At 38.6% G+C, this 3,753-nt stretch carries 3 protein-coding genes and 1 other RNA gene; all 4 read left to right on the plus strand.

What is annotated here, in order from left to right; genetic code table 11:
• Positions 1 to 267, plus strand: a transfer-messenger RNA (tmRNA) gene (gene ssrA / locus H7254_RS04425); the annotation flags it as partial.
• A gap of 312 nt (positions 268 to 579) precedes the next feature.
• Positions 580 to 1,344, plus strand: a complete 765-nt coding sequence (locus H7254_RS04430) for a VOC family protein (RefSeq protein ID WP_301931838.1) — start codon at positions 580 to 582, stop codon at positions 1,342 to 1,344.
• 628 nt (positions 1,345 to 1,972) lie between these two features.
• Entirely contained in the window at positions 1,973 to 2,422 is a 450-nt protein-coding gene (locus tag H7254_RS04435) for a hypothetical protein (protein WP_301931839.1), read from the plus strand.
• A gap of 18 nt (positions 2,423 to 2,440) precedes the next feature.
• Positions 2,441 to 3,753 (plus strand): tetratricopeptide repeat protein (locus tag H7254_RS04440; protein ID WP_301931840.1); only part of this gene is annotated, 1,313 nt, incomplete at its 3' end.

Consider the following 3,753-nt stretch of genomic DNA (forward strand, 5'->3'; position numbering starts at 1 on the left):
ACTTACGCCATGGCTGCCTAATTCAGAGAATTAGCACTCATTATGGCCGGGATGCAGGCTGGCCTGTTGCCAAGCTCCTCCGCTGAATCAAAGAAAAACGGGATGCTGTTACACAAGGCTGTGCGTGTAGCTTAAGACCATCCAGCTAAGGTGGCGATTGGTTCGTCCGGCTCCGGCCGCCACCCGACAACTAATTCCGGAATAAGCATGTAGAAGGCTTATGGCAGATATGTTTGGACAGCGGTTCGACTCCGCTCAGCTCCACTCCACTCCACTTAAAGGCAGCGATTAAAATCGTTGCCTTTTTTTTGTTTTATAGGCAACCTGACAAACATGATTGTCCCCATAGATTTAATAGTGAAATGTTCTATCTAAACATAGAAAAAGGATCAATCCCATTCAAAAAATAATTCAAAAATTAGTTCGAAAAACATGGGCTTTGACTATGAGACAAAATTTCTTTAATCTAAATTAGCATGTCAATCAAACTGTTTGATTGCCAGTATTGAGAATCAATAATTAAAGAAATAACTCAAAATCATAAATCATTTTTATCCTAAAACCTTTTAATATTTTGCCATGCAAGACTTAACCACAAGTAGAAAAACTTTGCTAAAGGAAACTGCTGAAATTTATTTTAATGCACTTAAGTCGAAAACGTTTGCATCTATTCCTTTTAGTGACGATGTTGTTTTCAGGGCGCCCCTTGCACCGGGAGGAGCACAAAATTTAATAAAGGGTAAACAAGAAGTTTTTGAAAAATGGTGGAAACCTCTGGAGCCCACTTTGGATGGTGTGGTCATTAATATCAACGATCATTTTTATAAGGATGATTTATCAGGTGTGATTACAAAAGCAGAAATAACAATAGCTGCATTGGGAAAAACGATACGGACAGCCGACCTTTTTGTGATAAATGAAGAAGGAAAAATTACGGAACAGGAAAACCATTTTGATGCAAGTCCGATGAAAAGCTACATTCATCATATTTGCCTGCGTTCAACGGATTTTGACAGGACTAAGGAATTTTATACAAACATCCTCGGATTTCCTCTGGCTATAGATACAAATGATTTGATCATATTTGTTGCTAACAATGTGTTCCTTGCTTTTAAAAAAGCTGATCCCCGAAATAAAGAATTTTCTTCCTTCAGCCCATTTGAAGTTGGATTAGATCATATTGCTATTGCCTGCGAAACTGAAGATGAACTGCACCGCTTTACAAAAAAACTTGCCAATGCCGGTGTAGAAAATACAGGTGTAAAATTGGATAGTGTGCTTAATAAATTATACGTGGCTTTTAAAGACCCGGATAGAATTGCCTGGGAGTTTTATATGAAATAGCAACAAAAAAATTACAAAAGTTTTACCGGCTTAAATAACATTGCACCAATAGCATTTACGGGTTTAATAAAAGATTACAAAAGAGTGAATTTGTCAAGTAAATACAACATATTCATGCCCTTCAGGCTTGCCGGGAAAAGATGCTAATACATATCCACCGTGCCCCACCGGTGGCTATGTATATGTAAGCCCTTTGGGCTTGATAGAATGTACCAGGTTTGCCCTGGCAATGAACCCACTTAGTAAGAACTTTTTTATTTTTAAATCTAATGACCTAAAATATTAATGCTTGTCTGATGATAAACATAACGCATGATTTGCTATTATTAGTTGACCACAATTGTTCATTTAAACTATCAGGAGGGAGTATGCCGCAGTAGCTTTAACACTATTGCAAACTCAAATCACTGGTTTCATTCCACGCCTCAACTCCATGACAAGTATTTTGTGAAATTAGCAACTGCTATTAATCTCTTTCTAAAACTCTGTTGGCTGAACACTTGCAATAACGCCGGGATAATTGTATAATGTTAGAATATTACTAAAAAAATATAAACCTCACATCGTTTAATACCGATCTTATGTACATGCAACACCTGATAAATAGTCTTGAAAAGAAAGACAAATTGTGTGCAGGCTGCTTTCCAAAGTGCCCGACGATCAGTTTTCATTCAAGCCAAAAGAAGGCATGAGAAGCCTGCTGGAACTGGTTCAATACCTCGCAGTAATTGGTATTGCTATGCCATCATTTTGGTTACAATCCAAGCCCGTAGATTTTAGGGCATTTTTTGGTAAACGAATAGTTGCTTCTAAAAACTTGCTTTCTACAGACATACAGCCTGCCATGCAACAACAGTTGCAGGAAGCAAAAATGTTATTTGCATCTATTACCGACGACGAATTTTTAAATAAAGAAATAAGTTATCCATGGGGTGGCACTGATGCCTTAGGTCAGGGAATTATCAATACCAGTATCAAGTTTATTACGGGTTATAAACTTCAGTTGTTTTTGTACTTAAAGTTGTGCACCGATCTGCCTTTGGGTACTGCCGATGCATGGGTATTAAATGATTTATAATTGCGAACATTCAGGCTTATGAATACCATAGAAAAGCGGGACGATGATATTAAAAAAATAGAGGAGTTTAATGCCCTTGCCTGGCAAATGAGGGTAAGCGACTCATTAACTGCCGAAAAGATAAGCAGGCAAGCATTTGAACTTGCAGCAACCATAGGGTATTCCCGCGGTTTGGCAGAGGGCTTTCGCACCTATGCTTTTACTTTAATCAGGCAGTCCAAACTACAGGAGGCGCTTTCGTATTGCCAACAAGCCCTTGACATATTTATTGAAATCAGGCATTTGCATGGACAGGCAAGCATTTACGAGTATTTCGGAATTATAGAGCGTAGCCGGGGTAATTTAAGTGCCTCTTTAGACTATTTACTAAAAGGTATTTCTTTATCGGAACAAGCCTGCGACGGCGAGTTAACATCGCTTGCGCATTACCATACCGGCGTTACCTATAAATACCTTGGCCAGTTTGAGCAAGCTCTGCAACAATTACTGGTAGGTTTGCAAATAGCTACAGAAATAAACAACTGGATATCCCGCTCGTATTGCATTAACCTGATTGGACAGATATACTTTGAAACCGGTGACTATACCAGTGCACTGGATTACTATGAGCAGAGTCTTCAGATACGCAAAGATTCAGGTGATAAGTGGGGCGAAGCCGGTTGTCTTGATAACATTGGTCTAACTTATATGGAGTTAAAAGCCTTTGAAAAGGCTAGTGTATATTTTGAACAAAGCCTTTCAATAACACAATCTACCGGTCATAAAAAAGGAGAGGGAAATACCTTGTATCACCTCGGAATTATTACCATGCAATCAGGTGATTTTAGCAAAGCCCGGCAGTACGCTGACCAAAGCATGCAGATAAGGAAGGAAACCGGTGATATTAAAGGCGAAGCCGAAATCCTTCTTTTTATGGCAGGATTAGAAAGTCCTGCAAACGAGGATAGCCAACATTACAATTTAGCTATAGAGTTTCTTACTAATGCTATGAAACTGGCAACACAAACGGGGTCGCTAGACCTGATTGCTAAAATTCATTTTGAATTTTATGAAAAATATAAACACTTTCCCAACTATCGGCAGGCATTAGAACATCTTGAAAAATACATGGAATTATCAAAGCAAATTCATACAGACGCTTTAAACAGGCAAATACAAAACCTGGAGATTTCGCACCGGGTAGAGAAATCGAGACAGGAAGCAGAGATATACAAATTGCGCAATATTGAGCTGGCTAATCTATACCAGCAGAGCGAAAAACAAAAAGATGAAATAGCGGTTCAGAAGTTAAATGTTGAAAATACTTTATTGGAATTAAAAGCCGCCCAAGC

Origin of the sequence: Ferruginibacter sp. (assembly GCF_014377975.1) — a bacterium.
GTDB lineage: Bacteria > Bacteroidota > Bacteroidia > Chitinophagales > Chitinophagaceae > Ferruginibacter.

Bases quoted from the DNA above. Each gene is read 5' to 3' on its own strand.
- H7254_RS04430 (WP_301931838.1), top strand. From the start codon at position 580: ATGCAAGACTTAACCACAAGTAGAAAAACTTTGCTAAAGGAAACTGCT.